This window comes from Streptomyces sp. SID13666, assembly GCF_010548325.1.
Classification (GTDB): Bacteria; Actinomycetota; Actinomycetes; order Streptomycetales; family Streptomycetaceae; genus Actinacidiphila; species Actinacidiphila fildesensis.
On sequence record NZ_JAAGLX010000001.1, the window covers coordinates 609,296 to 627,987 of the forward strand.

At 68.4% G+C, this 18,692-nt stretch carries 12 protein-coding genes and 2 pseudogenes; 5 read left to right on the forward strand and 9 right to left on the reverse strand.

Features of this window, described 5'->3' with window-relative positions; genetic code table 11:
- The first annotated feature begins 338 nt into the window (after positions 1–338).
- Together G3I60_RS45015 and rph are read left to right on the forward strand one after the other, a co-directional pair.
- Complete coding sequence (locus tag G3I60_RS45015; RefSeq protein WP_343240759.1) at positions 339–743, forward strand: hypothetical protein; 405 nt, start codon at positions 339–341, stop codon at positions 741–743.
- A gap of 388 nt (positions 744–1,131) precedes the next feature.
- A complete protein-coding gene (gene rph / locus G3I60_RS03025; protein WP_164292338.1) occupies positions 1,132–3,729 on the forward strand; it encodes a rifamycin-inactivating phosphotransferase in 2,598 nt (865 codons plus the stop codon).
- A 57-nt stretch (positions 3,730–3,786) separates the two neighbouring features.
- On the opposite strand, the gene G3I60_RS03030 is transcribed toward rph, so the two are convergent.
- Both G3I60_RS03030 and G3I60_RS03035 read right to left on the reverse strand, forming a co-directional pair.
- A complete protein-coding gene (locus G3I60_RS03030; protein ID WP_164292337.1) occupies positions 3,787–4,278 on the reverse strand; it encodes a pyridoxamine 5'-phosphate oxidase family protein in 492 nt (163 codons plus the stop codon).
- Positions 4,279–4,350: 72 nt separating this feature from the next.
- A pseudogene (locus G3I60_RS03035) lies at positions 4,351–4,728 on the reverse strand (LysR family transcriptional regulator); the annotation flags it as partial.
- Positions 4,729–5,473: 745 nt separating this feature from the next.
- Here G3I60_RS03035 and G3I60_RS03040 point away from each other — a divergent pair.
- Positions 5,474–6,547 carry a PAS domain-containing protein gene (locus G3I60_RS03040; protein ID WP_164292336.1) on the forward strand — a complete coding sequence of 358 codons (1,074 nt, stop codon included), beginning with the start codon at positions 5,474–5,476 and terminating at the stop codon, positions 6,545–6,547.
- Positions 6,548–6,554: 7 nt separating this feature from the next.
- On the opposite strand, the gene G3I60_RS03045 is transcribed toward G3I60_RS03040, so the two are convergent.
- The 7 genes and pseudogenes from G3I60_RS03045 to G3I60_RS03075 all read right to left on the reverse strand — a co-directional run bounded on the left by G3I60_RS03045 (position 6,555) and on the right by G3I60_RS03075 (position 16,757).
- Positions 6,555–7,820, reverse strand: coding sequence for an MFS transporter (locus G3I60_RS03045; RefSeq protein ID WP_164292335.1), 1,266 nt, complete (start codon positions 7,818–7,820; stop codon positions 6,555–6,557).
- 125 nt (positions 7,821–7,945) lie between these two features.
- Complete coding sequence (locus G3I60_RS03050) at positions 7,946–9,895, reverse strand: PEP/pyruvate-binding domain-containing protein (protein ID WP_343240758.1); 1,950 nt, start codon at positions 9,893–9,895, stop codon at positions 7,946–7,948.
- Between the two features lie 62 nt (positions 9,896–9,957).
- The gene (locus G3I60_RS03055; RefSeq protein ID WP_164292334.1) at positions 9,958–11,331 is read right to left on the reverse strand and encodes an ATP-grasp domain-containing protein; all 1,374 of its coding nucleotides are present in this window, start codon (positions 11,329–11,331) and stop codon (positions 9,958–9,960) included.
- Positions 11,332–11,695: 364 nt separating this feature from the next.
- Positions 11,696–13,956, reverse strand: a pseudogene (locus G3I60_RS03060) (ATP-binding cassette domain-containing protein).
- Between the two features lie 116 nt (positions 13,957–14,072).
- Positions 14,073–14,840 (reverse strand): ABC transporter permease, encoded by a 768-nt coding sequence (locus G3I60_RS03065; RefSeq protein WP_138352442.1) that lies wholly within the window; start codon positions 14,838–14,840, stop codon positions 14,073–14,075.
- Entirely contained in the window at positions 14,830–15,813 is a 984-nt protein-coding gene (locus tag G3I60_RS03070; RefSeq protein WP_164606459.1) for an ATP-binding cassette domain-containing protein, read from the reverse strand. Before G3I60_RS03070 ends, G3I60_RS03065 begins: the two co-directional genes overlap by 11 nt.
- 74 nt (positions 15,814–15,887) lie before the next feature.
- Positions 15,888–16,757, reverse strand: coding sequence for a siderophore-interacting protein (locus tag G3I60_RS03075; protein WP_164292332.1), 870 nt, complete (start codon positions 16,755–16,757; stop codon positions 15,888–15,890).
- Between the two features lie 113 nt (positions 16,758–16,870).
- Between G3I60_RS03075 and G3I60_RS03080 the strand changes: the two genes are divergently transcribed.
- Both G3I60_RS03080 and G3I60_RS03085 read left to right on the forward strand, forming a co-directional pair.
- Complete coding sequence (locus G3I60_RS03080; protein ID WP_164292331.1) at positions 16,871–17,710, forward strand: TetR/AcrR family transcriptional regulator C-terminal domain-containing protein; 840 nt, start codon at positions 16,871–16,873, stop codon at positions 17,708–17,710.
- A gap of 319 nt (positions 17,711–18,029) precedes the next feature.
- Entirely contained in the window at positions 18,030–18,677 is a 648-nt protein-coding gene (locus tag G3I60_RS03085) for an LmbU family transcriptional regulator (protein ID WP_203671928.1), read from the forward strand.
- Positions 18,678–18,692: the final 15 nt, after the last annotated feature.

An 18,692-nucleotide genomic window follows, 5' to 3' on the forward strand; every position in this document is an offset into this window, starting at 1 on the left:
CCACGACATGCTCAGATCTTCTGCAACCCCGACCATCGCGCTGCTCACCCTCGCTCTGACGCTGCCTACCGCCGGTGCGTGGCCGGCCGCCGCGGCGTGGCCCCGACTCATGCGGCCGCCGGTGTCGCTTCCATCCGCGACGACGCAGACGCGCGCACCTCGTTGCCCCGCCCCGCCGGCCCGTACGCCGTCGGCCGGGACACCCTTCACCTCGTCGACGGCGCACGCCGGGACCCGTGGGTGCCGGACAGGGCTCGAGAGCTGATGATCGGCATGTTCTACCCCGCGCTCCCCGGCACCGGAACACCGGCACCGGAACACCGGCACCGTACGCGACCGTGCGCGAGGCCGGGCTGTTCCTGAAGAGCTTCGGTTTGGATGATGCCTTCCCCGCCGAGACCTTGAGCGCCACGGCCACCAACGGCCGCGTCGGCGCCTGGCCCGACCGCCGCCGTCATCCCCTGGTGGTGCTCTCCCCAGGGTTCGGCGTCTCGCGCTTCACCCTCACCGGCCTTGCCGAGGAACTCGCCGGCAGCGGATTCGTGGTCGCGGCAATGGACCACGCCTACGAGTCCGTCGGCGCCGCCTTCCCCGGCGGCCGGATGCTGACCTGCATCGCGTGCGAGAGGGCCCGGAACGAACAGGACTTGGAGGCTGTCACCGCAGGGCGGGCCAAGGACGTGTCCTTTTGCAAAGGGTGTGAATTCGCTCGACACGTCGCGGGAGCACCCCTTCGACGATGAAACCTACGCAGAATGGACACCGGATCTCACAAGGATCGATGTCCCGTTCGTTTCAGTAGGCAACCGGCACCCGAAGTTCCCGAGTACGAGGAGGGGGGCAGGCCGGCGACCACCCCTGACCAAGCTCTGGACGACGGTTCCATGGGACGGCAAAAGGCAAAGGCAAGGAGAACTCTCTCCTTGCCACTCTCAACTTATAGCGCACCGGGGGGCTTGCGGCAAGACCCCGGTGGTGCCGCAGAATCGTCGGCCGAGGCCACAACCTGCGGAAAGAGGAGCACCACGTGCGTGTGTTGTTGTCGCCAAGAGGCGCGACAGAGTTGGAGGCACCGGTGATTCGATCGGCCGCCGCAGTGCAACGGACCACGGCTGCCTCGGAGGTAACGCCATGACTGAGCAGTACGTGTTGGACCTTCAAGAGGTCGACGAGACCCAGGTCGCGGTCGTCGGTGGCAAGGGCGCGCACCTGGGCGGGCTGTCGCGGATCGAAGGCATCCGCGTGCCGGGTGGCTTCTGCGTGACCACGGACGCGTTCCGGCGGATCATGGCGGAAGCGCCGTCGATCGACGACCAGCTCGACCAGTTGTCGCGTGTGAACCCGGACGACCGGGAGGCGATCCGCACCCTCAGCGCGCAGATCCGTCGGACCATCGAAGGGATTGCCATCCCGGGTGATCTCGCGGCGGCGATCACCCGCTCGCTCGCCCGGCTCGGCGAGCAGGCCGCCTACGCCGTCCGGTCCAGCGCGACGGCGGAGGACCTGCCGACAGCGTCCTTCGCCGGCCAGCAGGACACGTACCTGAACATCGTGGGGCCGACGGCGATCCTTCAGCACGTCAGCCGGTGCTGGGCCTCGTTGTTCACCGAACGGGCCGTGACCTACCGCCGGCGCAACGGAATCGACCACCGTACGGTCCACATGGCCGTGGTCGTGCAGCAGATGGCCTTCCCGCATGCGGCCGGCATCCTGTTCACCGCCGACCCCGTCACGGGCAACCGGAAGGTCGCCACCGTGGACGCCGGCTTCGGCCTCGGCGAGGCCCTGGTCTCCGGCCTGGTGAACCCGGACGTCTACACGGTGCGACACGGCGAAGTCATCGCCAAGGCGATCGGCGCCAAACAGCGTGCCATTTACGCCCTGCCCGCCGGCGGCACGCAGGAAGTGGCGATCGACTCGCAGCGGCAGGAGCAGCCGGCGCTGACGGATGCGCAGGTCGTGCTGCTCGTACAGCTCGGGCGGCGGATCGAAGCGCACTTCGGCCGCCCGCAGGACATCGAATGGTGTCTGGTCGACGACGGCTTCCAGATCGTTCAGAGCCGGCCGATCACGACGCTCTTCCCCATCCCCGAGTCGGGCGACCAGGAGAATCACGTCTACGTCTCCGTCGGTCACCAGCAGATGATGACCGACCCCATGAAGCCCCTGGGGTTCTCCATGTGGCAGCTGACGGCCATGGTGCCGATGCACGAGGCCGGCGGGAGGCTGTTCGTCGACGTCACCCGGCGCCTGGCCTCGCCCGCGAGCCGCGCCGGCCTCCTGGACATCATGGGGAAGGGCGATCCGCTGGTCAGGGACGCTCTGGAGACCGTTCTCGACCGCGACGGCTTCGTCCCGTCGCTCCCGGACGCAGGTCCCGGCGGCCCGCAGGCCGGCAGCCCGCCCGCCCCGATCGAGACCGATCCGGCCATCGTCACCGAGCTGATCGAGCGCAGCCGGCTGTCCATCGCCGCCCTGGAGCGCGCCATCCGGACGAAGACCGGACCGGCGCTCTTCGACTTCCTGCGGGAGGCCTTCGAGGAGCACAAGCGAGTCCTCAGCGACCCGTTGAGCCTGCAGGTGATCATGGCGGGGATGGAGTCCACCTGGTGGCTCAACGACAAGCTGCAGGAGTGGCTGGGCGAGAAGAACGCGGCTGACACGCTCACGCTGTCCGCCCCCGACAACGTCACGTCGGAGATGGGACTGGCGCTGCTCGACGTGGCGGACGTGATCCGCCCGTATCCGGAGGTGGTGACGTTCCTGCAGGGCGTCGAGGACGAGGGCTTCCTGGACGAGCTGGCGAAGGTCGCGGGCGGGACCGAGGCGCGTGACGCCATCGAGGCCTACCTCGACCGGTACGGCATGCGCTGCGTCGGCGAGATCGACATCACGAGGCCACGTTGGCGCGAGCGCCCCACCACGCTCGTGCCCGTGATCCTCGACAACGTCAGGATCTTCGAGCCGGGCGCCGCCGAGCGGCGTTTCGAGGAAGGGCGGCAGAAGGCGCTGAAGAAGGAGCAGGACGTCCTGTCACGCCTGCGGGCCCTGCCGGACGGCGACCGGAAAGCCGACGAGACCAAGCGGATGATCGACCGGGTCCGAACCTTCATCGGGTACCGGGAGTACCCGAAGTACGGCATCATCAGCCGCTACTTCGTCTACAAGCAGGCCCTGCTGGCGGAGGCCGAGCGTCTTGTGCAGGCTGACGTGCTCCCTGCCAAGGAGGACATCTTCTACCTCACGTTCCAGGAGTTTCACGACGTCGTGCGCTCTCACCAGGTGGATGACCAGCTCATCCAGGAGCGCAAGGACGCGTTCCGCTCGTATCACGCGCTCACACCGCCCCGGGTGCTCACCTCGGACGGTGAGGCCGTCACCGGGGCGTACCGACGTGACGACGCGCCGGCCGGCGCCCTGATCGGCCTGCCGGTTTCCGCTGGGACCATTGAGGGACGGGCCCGCGTCATCCTTGACATGGCGGAGGCCGATCTCGAAGCGGGCGACATCCTGGTCACCGCCTTCACGGACCCCAGCTGGTCGCCGCTGTTCGTCGGCATCGCGGGCCTGGTGACGGAGGTGGGTGGCCTGATGACCCATGGCGCCGTGATCGCCCGTGAGTACGGCTTGCCGGCCATCGTCGGCGTGGAGCAGGCCACCCGGCTGATCAAGGACGGGCAGCGGATCCGCGTGCACGGAACCGACGGGTACATCGAGATCCTGTCGTGACCTATCAGGCCGATCGGGCCGACTAGACCGACCAGACCGGGATGCGCCGGAGCGAGGTCAGTGCTTCCGTACGACGCGCTCCGGCGTGCCCGGCTTCCAGATCGTGACGTCCATGTGGCCGCCGCCGACCTCTACCGCTGACGCGGCGGTCACATCGGCCGCGTAGAAGTGGTCGAAGTCGCGCCCCCGGAGATCGAGTCCGGTGTCTTCGAACAGGTCGGTGGCGAACCGCTGATGAAGCGCCTTGTCCTGGACGTCGACGACGACGCCCCACAACTTCGCGTCACCGTCCTTGACCTCGGCGTCGACCGTTGCCGTATGCAGGCAGAAGCGCGGGTCGCGGCCCAGGTCCTGGAATTTGGTGGTGTCCGGCATGCCCACGATCCACAGCTGGTCTTCGAACACTCTCGGTTCGATCGGGCTGATCCGCGGGAATCCGTCCGAGCGGAGAGTGGCAAGGAGGCACAGGTTGCCTGTGGCGGCATGACGGCGGGTGAAGATGCCGGCGATCCGCGGCGCGCCCTCGGTGAACTCTTTCCAGGTCGTCATGGTCGTGACGCTACGACAACGCGGGCCTGAGCGGCAGGCAACACGCGACCTGGGCCCCCGGGCCCACCCCGGTCAGAGGCGTGTTGCTACGCAGATCAGGTCGGCGACTGCGCGAAGTCGGCTCTGTGACGGCCAAGCGATCACCGTTGTCACCGGCGGAGCATCCATGACCGGTACGGCGGCGAGATCCCGGCTCAGGTCGGTGCCGGCGGACTCGGGTCGCCGGCGGCGCCGGATTTGACGGCGAGGACGAGGCTGGGTCGCGGTTGCGCGGCCTGCTGGGTACGCCGCTCCGCCGCGGCTACCGCGCTGAGGATGGCGCGCCCCTCGGAGAGCAGCACCGCTCCCGCTTCGGTGAGGGCGACCTTCCGGCTGTTGCGCTCCAACCGAGTGACCCCGAGCTTGTCGCTCGAGCCGGGTGATCGCGCGGGACAGGGGGTGCTCGTCAACAGCGCTGGTACCGCCAATGGTTGTATCGGCTCGGCACTGCCCGACAGGGCACGGACAGCCGGCAGCGAGCTGCGCAGCTCGGCCAGCGCCGTTCGTCCCTTTCCACGCGGTCACCTCAACGGCGACCAAGCCACGCTGCTACCCGCCTGCACCGAACCCATCTTCGTCGCGAGCCCGGTCCTTCGGGCCATCGAACCGCCCGTCCTCCGGCCGTGGTGCGTCTGACTGCATTGCTGGGATCCATTCCGTCCCTGCAAGCTCCCAACGCAGGTCCTGCGTGTCCACCCACCAGAGTTCGGGATACCCGTGCCCTCGCTATCAGTTCACTATCGGAACCGTTCTCACCGGGCGCCAGGAAGCCTGGCTGAGAAGGGACCTCCAAGGGCCGCTGGAAAGCCGTGGAGCTTGCCAGGAAGGTAATTTTCGCGCGTAGCGTCAACCGATCCGAGAGGTGTATCGCTCATGAGATCTCATCTGAAGCAGAGGCGTGGACTGCTGGAGAGGCGCGATGCCGGTGTCGAGCGCACTTCACCAGGTGCGCTCGACACCGGCACGTCGACGGGGTGGTGTGCCGAGCTGACGAATCGTGCATCGTCGGCGCTGGCACGTCAGGGGCCTGATCGTCGATCATGGTCTGTGTGGTGGGGAACCAGGCACGTTCGACGATGGGCCGCTGCACTCGATACGCCGGCGCCGATTACCAGCCGATGACCACGGGATCCGATGAAGAATGGGGGAGTTGGGTATGTACGCAGAAGCGGATGACGGGCGGGCCCTGCGGGAGCCCGGCAATTGGGAGACGTCGGCCCGGAAGCCGCCGGTGCAGCAGGACCGTTCGGAATTTGCGCGGTGGTTCGAGGCGATTGCCGTGTTCGCGCCGGCACCGGCGTTCATCCGGGACGGGCAGGGCCGGTATTTGTGGGTCAACGCCGCCTACGCACACCTTTATTGCAGGGAGCCCGACGATGTCGTCGGGAGGACCGTCGAAGAGATCGACACACCCGCCGACGCGGCCATGTTCCGCGCGCTCGACCGCGAGGTGCTCTTGTCCGGCAGGCCCGTCCGTCATACCCTGTCCTTCCGGCATCCCGACGGGTTACCCCGCCAGGTGACCGGGCACCGCTTCGTGCTCGACGTCGGCTGCGGTCCGCGTGTGGGCGGCATCTATGTCGACCTCACCGACCACACCCGGGTCCTGGAGGACAAGACCGTCGCCGACGAGGAACTGCACGCGTTGCGGGAGCGTACGGGGCTCGCCGTCGTGACGCTGGACCTGAGCGGTCGGGTGCGGAGAGTCAGTGGCGGCGCCGCCCAACTGCTGGGGAGCGGCCGCAGCGCCCTGGAGGGAAGCTGGGCCGCCGAGCATCTGGACGGTGGTCTCGATGACGGCACGGTGCGGCGCGTATGGGCGGACCTCGTCGCGGGTCGGACCTCCCGGTACAGCGGCTCGGTGGTCTGCCGTACGGCCTCCGGCGGCAACAGGGTGCTGCGGACCGACCTGGCGGTGGTCAGGAGGCAAGGAGCGCCCGACCACATCGCAGCCGTTCTGACCGCGCTGAGCGCCGAGTTCCGCGGAAGGCCGCGTCTGAGTCCGGTGCAGTTGCGCGTGCTCACGTTGATGGCCGGCGGCCGCCCGAACACGGTCATAGCCTCCGACCTCGGACTGTCGCGGCAAGCGCTGGACTACCATCTGCGGCGACTGCGCGGTGTGCTGGACGCCGCTTCCCGTCCGGCGATGGTGGCTCGCGCCTACGCTCTGGGCATTCTCGACGCCACCGCCTGGCCGCCGCGGGCCGTCGACGCCTTCTCCCGGCATTGACCAGGTCTCAGGCCTCCTCGGGAGCTGGACGGACCCGGTCACGACGGACGAGCCACAGGACGACGCTGACGACCAGAAGCAGCAGGCACGTTCCCACGGCCGCGTGCACCAGGAGGGCGTCGAGGCGGTCGGCCGCGAGGTAGGCGCCGACGGCCAGCGCCACCAGGGCACACACCCCGCGGTCGATGATGGACTCCAACGACAGGAGCGTTGCGCGGTAAGGGGTCTGCGGGATCGCCGCGTTGATCAGGTTCCGCTGGACCGGGTAGGCGAGACCGGTCGCCGCCGCGAAGACACACAGCCATCCGATGGTGGCCATGGCCCCGGCCATGGTGGTGGCGGCCAGGGACAGGGCCATCACGAGGCTCAGGACGGTGACGATGACCGTGTCCGACAGCTTGCCGCGGACCCAGCCCGGCCGTGCCGAACCGACGGCTTCGGCCACGGTCATGGCGGACAGCACCGCGCCGTGGTCGGCGACCGGAATGGCCTTGTCGAGGAGCAGCGGCTGGAAGAGGTTGACCTGGCAGATGCGGGCCAGCGTGAAGATGGCGACGCCCTGCACCATCAAGGGCCCCAGAGATCGCGAGTTCTTGAGCAAGGTCAGTGCCTGGCGGGCGGAGCTGAGGAGACCGGCGCGCTCAGCGTGCGGGCGCTGTGCCTCGTGGTCCGCGGCGAGGGCGGGGAGTGCGCCGGCGCAGGCCAGCGAACCGAGTGTGCAGGCGGCTGTCAGCAGGTAGGGGGCTTGGTGCTGGAGGTGCATCAGGACGCCGACCAGCGGCCAGCAGGCGATTTTCGCCCACAGTCCGAGGGACCTCGCGGTGCCCTCCGCCTGGACGTAGTGCTCGCCGGCACCGTTGGCGTGCAGGTACTCGTACAGGTAGGCGCTGGAGGCTCCGGACACCAGGGACCGGGCGGCGGCGATGGCCAGAAAGTGCAGCAGGAAGCCCGAGAAGGAGGGCCAGGCCACCGGGACCAGGTTGGCGGCGGTCATCACCGCCGCGCCCAGTTGCAGGCAGCGTCGCTGTCCGATGCGGTCCGCGAGGAGACCGGTGGGTATTTCCAGCAGGCAGAACGCCACGTAGTAGATGCTCTGGATGCCGAAGATCTGGCTGTCCGACAGCCCCGCCTGCTTCTGGTACTCGTAGAAGACCGGCATCCACCACAGCAGGTTGAACAGCAGTTGGAAGCCGTTGTTCAGGCGGATCACGCGCAGGACGTTCTTGCGCAGGGGGGCGCGGCGCTTCGCACGCGCGAGCAGGGAAACAGGCATGGGTGACCTTCGTCGATGAGCGGGACGGTGCGAGGGGCCGGCTTCCCCGAGAGTGCGCGGGCGACCACGGGGGACGGGCCCCACCACACCGGAAGTCCTGTGGTGGTGGGGCCTGCCGGGCGGTGTCAGGCGCTGTAGGGCCTCAGCTGGAGGATGTGGAGCCGGCCACCGGGTGCGAGGAGCCATTCGATGTCGAGCGGCACCGCGAAGGTGTAGTCGGTGGCGAAGTGGGACTGGAGCAGGCGGCCGGCCAGCGCGAGCTCGCCGAGGTGGTCCTGCGTGTGCGGGTCCAGGTCCTCGGAGGCCGCACCGAGCGAGATGGTACGGCCGCCGCCCTCCACGGTGTTGTAGAGGTACTGCAGGGGCAGCGTGGTGCCGTCGACGATGTCGGAGGTGGAGCCGTGCGCGCAGTTCAGGTAGACGTTGCGGAAGTCGGCCCTGTTGGTCGGGTTGCAGGTGACCATCACGCCTCCGAGCGGGGATGCCTCGTACCGCTGGACGATCACGCCCATGTACGTGTCGTCGAGGGAGATGCCTGCCTGGTGGCGCAGCCGCACGCTACGGGGGGACAGCAGGGACGCCCACACGTGGCGGATGGCGTCCAGGAGTCCGGGGAGATCGGTGACCTTGGTGTGCGACTCGTAGATGCCCGCGGCGGAGAAGCCCGGCAGGTCTTCGGCGTTGGAGGAGGAGCGCACCGCGAAGCGGCTCGTTCCGGCCAGGTGCTTGACCAGATGCGTGTCGAGCGCGCTGACCAGGTCCTCGGGCACCGGCAGGGTGCGCACCAGGTGCTGCAACTGGACGCAGGCGGTGTCCACGGCGTCCATGGCATCCAGTTCCAGGGCCATCTTCAGCTTGCCGATGCTCTGCTGCACCGCAGGCGAGGAGTCCAGAAATCGCTGCTGGACGGCGAAGGGGACGGCTATCCCCTCCGGTGCGCTGACGCGCCGGGCCAGGAACGCACCGGCGGCCTCGGCCAGATCGGCGTGCTCGGGCGACTGCAGGCGGCCCGCCAGGTGGCCGAGCAGGTCGGGCCTGGGCGGGCGCGGTACGGAGTAGTAGCCGGTCAGCCGGGCCGAGCCGTGGCGCAGCACATGGTGCAGCTCGCCGAGGTTGGCCGCCTTGGTGCCGTAGCTGCGCCGGTCGTGGGAGCGGAGTTCGCTCAGCGGCACGATGGGGACGTCGGCGACCTGGGGGGCGTCGAGCCTGATGCGCTGGGTGTGCCACGTCGGTTCGTTGAGGTCGGACGGCTGCTCGGAGCGTTCGACGACAGCGGTGTCGGCCAGCACCTCGTAGCGGATCCAGGCGCCGTCGAGGTCCTCGGCGGCGATCCGGTCCAGGACACCGCGCACGATGGCGTTGGGGATGCCCCAGCCGGCCGCCAGCATGTTGGTGTGCGACAGGGGGGTCGTGGGCGAGCCGTTGATCAGGCCGGCGAGCCGCGGGATGTCGTCCGGGACCACCGGCATGGCGACTATGTCGTACCACGTGAGTCCGGGGCGGGCGGCGAGGTACTCCTCGGTGGAGGTGAAGGCCCGCAGCCGGCCGACGGCCGAGCCGAGGGTGAGCGGTACGAAGGGGGCGGCCGCGAAGAGCTCGTGGCCCTGGGTGCGCGGCAGCACGGTCTCGGGCACGGAGGTGAGAGCGTTCGCCTGGCCGTGGTTGGCCGGCTTGATCAGCAGCGCCAGCGCGCTGTCGAGCTGCTCGCGGACGAAGGAGTAGAACTCGATGAGCAGCGTCGCGCCCATGGTGTCGGCCTCGGTCGTCTCCAGCACCAGGAACGGCTGTGACTGGTCCTCGGGCCCGCCGAAGTGCAGGGACAGGACACCGAGCAGGAACCGGCGCTCCGGGTCCTGGTAGACGCTGTGGTTGAAACTGTCGAGCTCGGAGTCGAGTTCCTCCAGGGTCAGCGCCTGGATCTCGGTGGCGATGTAGTTGACGTGGAAGGAGTGCACGGCGCTGTCGAGGATGTGCCACACACCCTGTTGCCGGTCCACGACGACCTTGACGTAAGGGTGGCCGCCGAGGACGCCGCACAGCTGCTCGAACAGGGGCAGGGTGAGCACACTGCCCACGACTGCTCCCTGGTGAGCCGTGGTCGGTGCGCCCGTCCCGGGCACGGGAGTGCCGGAGTTCGTCATGAGGTACTCCGCGAGGTCGGACAGGTGGCGGCGAGCTCGTGGGGAAGGGATTCGACGATGCGTCCGCAGTCGGCGAGCAGTGCGGGGCCGGAATCGGCTGCGACAAAGCACAGGGCGGCCATGGAGTTGGCTCCTCCGGCCTCCTCGTAGGCAGGCATGACCGTGCCGGGCGGGAGACTGAGCTCGCGGACGAGCTCGATCCGGGACCCGCCACTGAGCAGGGAGGACCAGTCCACCGCGGCGAAGTCCCAGCGCGGAAGGTGCTGCCACGGCTCGCCCGCGGTGTCGGCGGCGAGGATGACCAGCGAGCCCGCGGCGCCCGAGCCCTCGGTCAGCATCCGCGACGGGTATACGACCTTCTCACCGAGCAACTGGCGCACCAGCATGCCGATCATGTCGAGGCCGAAAACGGTCTCCACCTGGCAGGTGGTCATCACGCCGCCGAACCGGGCCGCGGTCTCGATCAGCCACATCGCGCCGTCCGCACCGAGCTTGATCTCGGTGTGCGTGGCGCAGGTGCCGAGTCCGAGCGCGTCGACCGCGGCTCGGGACACGTCCTCGATGCGACGTTGCAGCGTCTCGGGCAGTGCGGCCGGGGTGATGCTGGCGCGTTCGGTGAAGGGCGGGATGGTCGGCATGCGTCCGGTGATGCACAAAGGGTGGTAGGTACCGTCGGCGACGATTCCCTCCACGCTGACGTAGTCCCCCCAGCCGGGTCCGTCGAACCAGTCGGTCGCGTCTCCGATGACGATCTCTTCGAGGAGGAAGTCGCTCACGCCCTCGTCCGCGGAGTGCAGTTCCGCGTAACCCTCCTCGGACGACGCCTCCATGACGGAGCGTCCGATCTGCCAGCCGCGCTCCGCCTCCTGTTCGTTCCGCACCGTGAGGTGAGCTGTGGAGCCCGCGCTCCACGCCGCCTTGAGGAGCAGCGGCGGCTTCAGCGATTCGAAGGCGAGGGCGATGTCGCCGGGCGAGTGGATCTCGGCGAAGCCCGGAACGGGAACCCCGGCGTCGTGCCAGATCTGCCGCATCAGCCGCTTGTCCCGGGCGGCCAGCACCTGCTCGCCCGCACCGGCCAGACCGAGCTGCAGGCAGGCGTGCGCGACGGCCACCACCGCGTATTCCGAGAGTGTCAGCACGGCGGCGGCCTCGACGCGAGTGGCGTGGGCGCAGATCAGGTTCACCAACTCCGCACCCTCCTGCGGCTGCACGCGGGTGACCGAGGCACACCAGGGCTGCCACGCCGTCTCGGTGGACTGCGGCAGTGGTGCGAGCGCCAGTACATGCACGTCGCCGTGTGCAGCGATCTTCGGGAGGGCGTATTCCAGAGGCGGTCCGCCCTTGGCGTAGATGAACAGGATCGGGCTCACGGCACTCCTGGTGTCGGGCGGGGCGCTGCGCGCACCGCTGCGGTTTCGTCCGGTCGTCGTCGGCATGGCATTGCCTTGAACGGGCCGTCAGTAACCAAAACATGACAGAACGCGATGTGTGGACACTTGTGCGGTCATTCGATTAGGCGTCCGCCAAACAACCAGGAGTGAGCGAGTCGTCGCTGAGTGGGAATCAGCCATCGCGAGAACGGGCGGCCGAAGAGGGGAGCCGAGCCGATCGGGGGAGTGCAGCCCGCTTCGCGGGGGCGTCAGGCGTCATAGGAGTGGCCGTGCCGGCCGAGGAAACGGCTACTCCCCGGGCGTAGCCGCCAGGGGAGTGGCCGTGTGGCGGCGTGCGGACACGTCATGTGCCCGCGAGGTCCCGGCGAAGAAATTCGGCGGTATGGGAGTTCTCGGCCTTCAGGAGGTCCGAGGGCGTTCCTTCGAACAGGATCCGGCCGCCGCCGCTGCCTCCTTCGGGGCCCAGGTCGATGATCCGGTCGGCACTTTTGATGACGTCGATGTTGTGCTCGATGACGATCACGGTGTTGCCCTGGTCGACGAGGCGCTCGATGATGCCGAGGAGTCGCTGGGTGTCGGACATGTGCAGACCGGTGGTGGGCTCGTCCAGGACGTAGACGCTGCCGACCCGGTGCAGGTCGGCCGCGAGCTTGAGACGTTGGCACTCGCCGCCGGACAGGGTGCTGAGCGGCTGGCCGAGGCGGAGGTAGTCCAGGCCCACCTCGGTCAGCGCGTGCAGGACCTGGCGGAGTTTGGGTTCCGTGAAGAACCCCGCCGCCTCGGCCGCTGTCATCTCCAGTACGTCGCTGATCGACCGGCCGCGCAGCCGGTAGCCGAGGACGTCGTCGGAGAAGCGGCGGCCCTGGCAGACCTCGCAGACGGACTTCAGCGTCTCCATGAACGCCAGGTCGGTGTAGAGCATGCCGAGCCCCTGACAGTTCTCACAGGCGCCTTTGGAGTTGGCGCTGAACAGGGAGGCACTGACGCCGTTGGCCTTGGCGAACAACTTGCGGATGGTGTCCAGCAGCCCTGTGTAGGTGGCCGTGTTGGACCGCCGGCTGCCCGTCACCGCGGACTGGTCGATGACGATGGCATCCGGATACCGGCTCAGGAACTCGTCATGGACCAGTGAGCTCTTTCCCGACCCGGCCACGCCGGTGACCACGGTCAGGACGCGGTGGGAAAGTCGACCGTGACGTCCTTGAGGTTGTGGCCGCTCGCGTTGCGGACAGTGAGGGTCCCGGTGGGCTGCCGGGGCTCGGACCGCAGGGGAAGAGCGTGCCGGAGGTGGCGGCCGGTGAGGGTGTCAGCGTCGGCGAGGCCGGCGAAGGTCCCCTCGAAGACGACTTCGCCGCCCAGCGTTCCGGCCTGGGGTCCCATGTCCACCACATGGTCGGCGATGGCCATGATGTCGGGGTCGTGCTCGACCACCAGCACGGTGTTGCCCTTGTCCCGTAGTTTGACCAGGAGTTCCTTGAGCCGGTGGACGTCCCGGGCGTGCAGGCCGACGCTGGGTTCGTCGAAGACGTACATCATTCCGGTCAGGCTGCTGGACAGATGACGGACCATCTTGATGCGCTGCGACTCCCCGCCCGACAGCGTGCGGGTCTCCCGGTCCAGGCTCAGATAGCCGAGACCGATGTCGACCAGGTGGCGGAGGCGGGAGGTCAGGTCGTTCAGGACGGGCTTCACGTGGGGCAGGTCCCATGCCGCCAGGACCGCCGCGAGATGTTCGGTCTCCATCGCGGTGAGGTCCGCGATGTGGTGGCCGGCGATGCGGGTGGCGCGAACGGCGGGGGCGAGGCGCGTGCCGTCGCAGGCGGTGCAGGCTGCCGAGCGGGTGAACCGCTGGAACACCTGGCGGCCGCGCTCCGACATGTCCTCCTTCTTGATGTACAGCCTGGTGAACTTGTCGGCGATGCCTTCGTACTTGACGTTCAGGGTGTTGCCCTGCCAATTGAGACGGATTTTGTGCGGTGTCTCGCCGTGCAGCAGTTGCTGCCACTCGTGATCGGTGAAGTCGGCCAGCGGGGTGTCGCCGTTGAAGAGGCCGGACTCCACGTAGCTCAGCCAGTACCAGCTGTCAGGGGAGAAGTCCGGGTGCAGCAGGGCGCCTTGGTTGAGGGACTTGGTGCGGTCGACGAAGGCGTCGAGGTCGAGCTCGACGATCGTGCCCAGGCCTTCGCAGACCGGGCACATGCCTGCGGGGTTGTTGAAGGAGAAGGCGCTCGGCGGAAGGCCGGTCGGCTCTCCCGCGCGGGAGAACAGCAGTCGGAGCAGCGGGTGGATGTCGGTGATGGTGCCCACGGTGGAGCGCGGGTTGCCGCCGAGGCGATTCTGGCCGATGACGATCGCGGCGGAGATGTTCTCGATGGCGTCCATGTCCGGGCGGCCCTGGTCGGGCAGGAAGTTGCGGACGAAGCTCGTGAAGGTCTCGTTGAGCTGGCGCTGTGCCTCGGCCGCGATGGTGTCGAACACCAGGGAGGACTTGCCCGAGCCGGAGACACCGGTGAAGACCGTCAGTTGGTTCTTCGGGATCGCTACCGAGACGTTCTTGAGGTTGTTCTCCCTCGCACCGGTCACCTTGATGGCCTCGGTACTCACATGCGCTCCTCGGGGTGGTACGGGTGAGGCTCCGGAGGGAACCTCGGGTGGTGGTCGGGGGAGGGGGTGTCATCGGCCGGGCGGGTCGGTCCGCGGCCCGCCCGGCCGACGGTTCGTCAGGCGTTCTCCTTCTGGAACGTGCGGGTGCCCCAGACCAGTGCCAACACGGTCATGAGCAACAGGATCAGGCAACCGGTGAGCAGCCCGGTCGCCTGCAGGTCACCTCGGAACGCTGCACGTTCGGCATCGACGATGTGGGTCAGGGGATTGATCCGCGCCAGGTTGTAGAGCCAGGCGGGGGCCAGTTCCCTGGTGACCGGCAGCAGCACGCCGGACAGCAGCAGGAGCGGAAGCAGCACCATGTTCATCAGCGAGGGAAACGCGGCCTCGCTCTTGAGGATCAGCGCGAGCGCGTACGACCCCGAGGAGAGCGTGATGGCCAGCACCGCGGCGATCAGCAGGCTCAGCAGCATGCCGGAGACGGGGGCGTTCAGGTCGAAGACCAGCAGGGTGACGACCACGATCAGGGCGGACTGTGCTGTGGCCTGGGCGGCTTGGGCCAGTACCTTGCCGAACAGCAGGGCGGACCGGCTGGCCGGGGTGCCCCGGAAGCGGTCGACCACGCCGACCCGGTACTCGGTGAGCAGTCCGACTCCGGCGAACGAGCCGCTGAACAACGCCGTCTGCACGATGAGCGCCGGCGTGAGGACCGTCCAGGCGTCGTCGGAGGGGAAGCCGGGGGTGTTGCGGACCACGGTCACCATGAGTGGCCCGAAGAGGAACAGGTACAACAGTGGCTGCATGATTCCGATGAGGAGCCAGGTGGGATTGCGCAGCGACAGTTTCATGTCCCTGGTGAAGATGAGTCCGGTGTCATGCAGCATGGGTGGCCTCCAGGGCCGGTGGTGCGGCCTCGTCGTCGCGCAGACAGCGACCGGTCAGGCTGAGGAACACGTCGTCGAGGGTGGGGCGGTTGACCTTGACCGAGGTCATGGTGATGCCCTGCCGGTCCAGAACGCGCAGCAGTTCGGGCAGGGCGGCGTCGCCGTGCGGGACCCGGAGCCGAACGGTGTCGTCGGTGATGGTGACTTCGTGGGCGCCCGGCAGCTGCTGGGCGGCGTCGGCGGCCTCGGTGGGCCGGTCGGACACCTCGATGGTGATCGTGTCGCCGGCTACGCGGGCCTTGAGTTCGTCCGGGGTGCCCTGCGCGACGATCGTTCCGTGGTCGGTCACGAGGATCCGGTCGCACAGGGCGTCGGCCTCGTCGAGGTAGTGGGTGGTGAGGAAGACGGTCATGCCCTGCTCGGCGCGCATCCGGCGGACGTGGTCCCAGAGGTTGGCCCGGCTCTGCGGATCCAGTCCGGTGGTGGGCTCGTCCAGGAAGACGAGGGCCGGTTCGTGCACCAGGCCCAGGGCGATGTCGAGCCGCCGCCGCTGGCCTCCGGAGAGCGTCTTGGCGGGACGTTGGTCCAAGCCGGCGAGGTCGAGTTGCTCGGCCAGCAGTGCTCCGCGGCGTCTGGCCTCCGATCGCGACAGTCCGTACAGCCGGGCCTGCAGCTCGATCTCCTCGCCGACCCGGGACTCCGGCCAGGTGGAGCCGCCCTGGGCCACATAGCCGATCCTGCGGCGCACTCCCTGAGGGTCCGTCAGCAGATCGCAGCCGCCCACGGTCGCGGTCCCGCCGGTGGGGCGCAGCAGCGTGGTCAGCATCCGCAGGGTCGTGGTCTTGCCTGCTCCGTTGGGCCCGAGGAACCCGACGAGTTCGCCTGCGGCCACATCGAAGTCAATGCCCTTGACCGCGTCGACGGTTCGCCCCCGCAGGGCGAACTGCCGGGCAAGACCTCGCACGGTGATCATGGGATCTCCCTCGTGTGCGGACGGCTCCTGGCTCGGATCACGTAAGGGCCCGACCGTGTACTCCTCGCTGTGGCTCATTCCGCGGTCGCCTCGGCCAGCCGCTCCTGCGCCTCGGCCATGTCCTGCTCGGTCGGCGCGTCGTCCTGGGTCAGCTTGAACCGCCAGTAGCCGCTGAAGGCGATCGACCGCTTGTCCAGTCCGCGATCGTCAACGAGGTGACGGCGGAGTGCCCGGACGGTGCCCGACTCGCCGGCCAGCCAGACGAAGGGGCGGCCCGGGGCGAACTCGGCCTTGCCTACGGTGTCGACCAGGACGTCGCTCTGTCCGGCGGCGGTTCCGTTGCGGAACACCCAGTTGACGCTGACGTCGCCGTTGGTCTCGAAGCTCTGGCGCTCGGTGTGGTCGGCGACTTCGATGTAGGCATGGGCGCGGGCTCCCTCGGGCAGCGCCTCCAGCAGGGTGCCGATCGCGGGCAGGGCGGTCTCGTCACCGATCAGCAGGAGCCAGTCGGAGTTCGCGATCGAGTCGTCGATCGAGACCGGCAGCGCGTAGACGGCCGAGGGGCCGACCATGCCGAGCTGATCGCCCGGCTGGGCGGAGGCGGCCCAGCGGGTCGCGGGGCCGGTCTCGCCGTGGAGGACGAAGTCGATCTCGATCGTGTTGGTGCCCGGTACGCGACGGCGGACGGTGAAGCTGCGCATCGTCGGACGTTCGTCCTCCGGAATGGCCAGAAACGCGTAGTACCAGCTCGTGGCGTCTCCTCCCTCTTCCGGGAGGATGGGCACCCGCTGGCCGGGGAGGGGGAAGCAGAGCTTCACCTGCTGGTCCGGTGTCCGGCCGACGGAGGCGTCGAGCTGGTCGGCGTCGAAGGTCACGCGGGCCATGTGCGGTGTGACGCGGGTGATGTCGGTGACCTGGATGAGAGATACAGGGAGTTCTGCCATTGGAAACCTTCCATGGACGTCGGCCATCCCGGGGCAGCCCGTGCCGACGTGATATCTTTACGCTGTAAAGAGATGCGTGGAAGAGGTTACTTTATGCGGTAAGGAGTTGCAAGGTGGTTGTTTTTTCCGGACAGGGCGACGCTCGCCGTTCGATGGCCCTGCTCTGGCGCACGGCCGGTTCCAAGGAGGCCAGGACGGCGCCCGGGCCCAAGCCCGGTCTCGACGTCGACACGATCGTGGCGGCGGGTATCGCCGTGGCCGACGAGCAGGGCATGGCCGACCTGTCGATGCGGGCGGTGGGCGTGTGGCTCGGGCGGAGCGCGATGGCGCTCTACACCTATGTGCCGAGCAAGAACGAACTGATCGACCTCATGCACGACCGTGTGCTGGCCGAGCTGCCCACCGCGTACGAGACCGGGGGTGGATGGCGCCCCGCGGTCGTCTCCTGGGCCGACGACGTCTGGGCGTTCTACCTGCGCCACCCGTGGGTCCTGCAGGTCTCCCAGGCCAGGCCCGTACTCGGCCCCGGCGAGTACACGCAGTTGGAGACGGTGGTGCGGATTCTCGACGGGATCGGGCTGGAGCCGTTGAAGGTCCGTCGTGTCATCTCCGTGCTCTTCCAGTTCGTTCGCGGGATGGCCCGGGTCGCAGCGGAGCTTCAGCAGGCGGGGCCGGCGACCGGCGTGTCCGACGAGGAGTGGTGGTCCGTCCGGTCCGCGCTGCTCATGGAGGCTGCTCCGGACTTCGCCCAGCGCTTTCCGGCCGTGGCGGCCTTGGAGTCGGGCGCCGCCCCCGTCGCCGTCGAGGAAGGGAGCGGCGACACCGCGCCCTATCTGGACCATGAGGCCAAGGAGGCCTTCCGGGTGGGCCTGGACCTGATCCTCGACGGCATCGACGCGGCGGTCCTGTCCAGCTCGGCCGGCTCCGACCGCCCCACCTCGTCAGCTCTTTGACGGGCGGGCGGACGGGCGGACGGTCCGGACGGTCCGGGCGGGCGGGGTGCTGCGCCGCCGCGTGGAGGCGTGAAGGCAGCAGTACCCCCCGCCCCGGGCGGCTGACTCCTATCGCGCTCACCTATAGGCGATTTTAGGACGGTCTTGATCGCTGGGAGCCCAGGAACGCAACCGGATCGGTCATATGCCGACCGGAAATGATTGTTGACTGATTCTTGAAGGTTGACCTACGGTTTTTTGGGCCGCTACATATCACGACCCCCGGCCGCATACGACTGGTACGAGATTTGGCAGTGCCTCAATTCCAGGGGAGCACCACATGGAGCACATCACCAAGGAAAACCAGCGGATCATTCCATCAACGGCCAGGCACACCACGGGTGGTAGGACAGTGCGCCCCCGGAACGCCGGACCGGAGCGCATCCTGACCACCCGGGTCGGCCTGCAGCTCCCAGCCAGACTCACTTACGACCGCTGGGAGAAGGCCGGACAGCGCATCTTCCAGATCGCCGACTCCTCCGCCTGGTGCCTGGGGGACTGGTTGGTGTACGGCCAGGAACAGTACGCCGACCGCTACCAGGCCGGCTCGGAGGCTGCCGGCCTCGACTACCAGACACTGCGCAACTACGCCTGGGTGGCGCGGCATTTCGAGCTCGGGCGACGGCGCGAGGCTCTCAGCTTCGGCCACCATGCCGAGGTCGCTTCCCTCCCGCCCGCGGAGGCGGATGTGTGGCTCGACCGGGCGGAGCAGCACAGTTGGTCCAGGAATCAGCTCAGAGCCACCCTGCGCGAGAGCCGTCAGGGCAACCGGGCGGCCACACCCCAACGTGACCACATCCCCCGGATCAGCGCCTCCGGTGACCGCGTGGAGCTCTGGCGCGAGGCCGCGTCCAAGGCTGAACGGGACTTCGAGGACTGGATAGTCGCGGCGCTCGACCGCGCCGCCGCGCACGAGCTGGATCACTGAAGGACCTTTGACTGC